Origin of the sequence: Burkholderia sp. E168m23, from assembly GCF_016586125.1 — a bacterium.
Taxonomy (GTDB): Bacteria; Pseudomonadota; Gammaproteobacteria; order Burkholderiales; family Burkholderiaceae; genus Burkholderia; species Burkholderia orbicola.
The window spans coordinates 1-2,602 of the sequence record NZ_BCPP01000982.1; the positions used below are offsets into that span (position 1 = coordinate 1).

Below are 2,602 nucleotides of genomic sequence, written 5' to 3' on the forward strand. Positions count from 1 at the left end.
CAGGGCGGCGGGCGCCGGCCTACGCGCCGGCCGTGCGCGTGTCCAGCCGGAACAGCGAGACGGCCTCGGCAAGCCGGTTTCCCTGTTCCTCGAGCGACTTCGATGCGGCGGCGGCCTGCTCGACGAGTGCCGCATTCTGCTGCGTGACTTCGTCCATTTGCGTGATGGCCAGATTGACCTGCTCGATGCCGCGGCTCTGCTCGCTCGACGCCGCGGCGATCTCGCCCATGATGTCGGTCACGCGCGAGATCGCATGCGTGACCTGGCTCATCGTATCGCCCGCGTTGTTCGCGATATGCGAGCCATCCTGGATTTTCTGGACCGATTGCGAGATCAGTTCGCGAATTTCCTTCGCGGCGCTCGACGAACGCTGCGCCAGACTCCTGACTTCGCTTGCCACCACCGCGAAGCCGCGGCCCTGTTCGCCGGCGCGGGCGGCCTCGACAGCTGCGTTGAGCGCGAGAATGTTGGTCTGGAATGCGATTCCTTCGATGATGCCGGTGATCTCGGCGATCTTGGCGGAGCTCGCGCTGATGTCCGTCATCGTGTCGACCATCAGGCCGACCGCCGTGCTGCCGCGCTGGGCGACCTCCGATGCATTGTTGGCCAGGCCGCTCGCCTGCTGCGCGTTGTCGGCGTTCAGGCGCACGGTGGACGTCAACTGCTCCATGCTCGACGCGGTCTCCTGCAACGAGGCCGCCTGCTGTTCCGTGCGGGAGGAGAGATCCTGGTTGCCGGACGCGATTTCGCCGGCCCCGGTCGCGACGTTGCCCGATGCGGTACGGACTTCCGAGATCAGGCGAATCAGGTTCGCCTGCATGTCCCGCATGGAAGCCAGCACGCTGCCGGTCGGCGCGGCGCCGGTCGTGGATTCGGCGGCGAGGTTGCCGGCGGCGATATGGCCGGCGATCTCGCTGAGCGCGGCGGGCTCCGTGCCCAGTGCGCGCAGCAGGCCGCGGGTGATGAAGAGGCCCGAGATCGCGGCGGCCGCGGCGGCGGCGATGCAGATCGCGATCAGCATGAGCCGTCGCGAGGTATAGCGATCGTCCGATTCCTTCACCAGTTGGCCGGCCCGCAACCGCGTGTACGTCGCATACGCGTCGGTGGCCGCGACGAGCTGGGCCAGCAGCGGTCGGCACTGTTCGTTGATCATCGTGATCGCCTGGTCGCGCCGGTTGTTCGCCGCTGCGTCGACGATGGCGCGCGCCACCGGGCCGTACTGCGCCTCGACCGCCCCGATTTGCCGAACCAGTTCGCGAGACTTGTCGGACGCGCCGCTTCCCTCGCGGACCGCATTCGTCAGTTCGCCCATCAGCGCGCCGACTTCGCGGTCGGCCTGCAGTGCGGCCTCCTTCTCGAGGTCCGCGTCGCGCGGGCTGGCCGCGAGCACCTGGTTGCGGGCGGCGATCGCGCGCCGGTCGACCGCGAAGCGGATCTTGTCCGCCAGGGTCGCACGGGCGTTGGTGCCGTTGACATAGTCGTCGAATGCCGCGTTCGCGTTGCCGAGCGAGACGATGCCGAGGAGGGAGACGAGCACGACCATGCACGTAAGCAGTGCGAAAGCCATCAGCAGCTTCGTACGAACCGTTAACCGTCGATCATTCATGGGAAAAGTCCAGTGGTTGATATCAAATAGCTTTCCTCATTATCGGAACGGTGAATGAACAATTTAGGATCGCTCCCCGGGGCAATCGTTTGCGTGTTGCCTGTCGTCAAAAAAATCCGGCCGCGATCCGCATTTGTCACGACGAACGGGCGAACGGCGCCGTTTTCCGCACGACGCCCCAGGCCCGTGCGCTCCTCGCGATAGCGTGCCGTGTCGCCCTCTGCGTGCCCGTTTCGGTCGCCGTCCTTCCGGCGTCGCTCAACTTCCCGCCCCCGGTGCCGTTAAATGGATCAGGATCAGCCTGTTCACCGATCCAGTTCAATCACGCGGTAACGGAGACCGAAGTCATCATGCTGTCATCAATTCGCGCACGGATACTGGCGACGTGTGTCGCCATCGTAGTGACGGCGCTGGCCGTAACCGGGGGGCTGGTCTATTACGTCGTCAAGACCCACAACGACGAGGCCATCGACCAGAATCACAAGTCGATCCTCGCCGGGCATGCGCTCGCGATCGACGAATGGGTGGCCAGCCGCGCGCGCGAAACCCAGGCGCTCGCGGACACGATCGCGATCGGCGAGGGCGACCCGGTGCCGGCATTGAAGCTGCTCGGCAAGTCGGGCGGCTTCGAGGTGCTGACGCTCGGCCTGCCGGACAAGACGGCGTTTTCCAACGTGCCGCTCGCGCCCGGCTACGATCCGACCGCGCGGCCCTGGTACAAGCAGGCCGTCGGCGCGGGCCGTCTGGTCGTGACGGCGCTCTATCGCGATGCGACGAGCGGCAGGCCGGCCGTGGCGTTCGCGGTGCCCGTGGTGCGCGACGGCGCGGTGAAGGGCGTGCTGGCAGCCAGCCTGTTCATGGAGAACGTGAGCTCGATCGTGACTTCCGTTCACCCGACCCCGGCGAGCTTTGCATTCCTGGTGGACAAGGGCGGCCGCGTGATCGCGTCGGCCAAGACCGACCTGATCATGAAGCCGGCCACCGGTCTCTCGCCGG

2 protein-coding genes are annotated in these 2,602 nt (G+C 66.5%); one reads left to right on the forward strand and one right to left on the reverse strand.

Translation table 11 applies throughout. The annotated features are described in order from the left end of the window. Nucleotides 1-19 precede the first annotated feature (19 nt). Nucleotides 20-1,606 carry a methyl-accepting chemotaxis protein gene (locus tag JMF90_RS32875; protein ID WP_011549858.1) on the reverse strand — a complete coding sequence of 529 codons (1,587 nt, stop codon included), beginning with the start codon at nt 1,604-1,606 and terminating at the stop codon, nt 20-22. A 350-nt stretch (nt 1,607-1,956) separates the two neighbouring features. Between JMF90_RS32875 and JMF90_RS32880 the strand changes: the two genes are divergently transcribed. Beyond that, on the forward strand, nt 1,957-2,602 hold a 646-nt coding region (locus JMF90_RS32880), incomplete at its 3' end, for a cache domain-containing protein (RefSeq protein ID WP_201325992.1).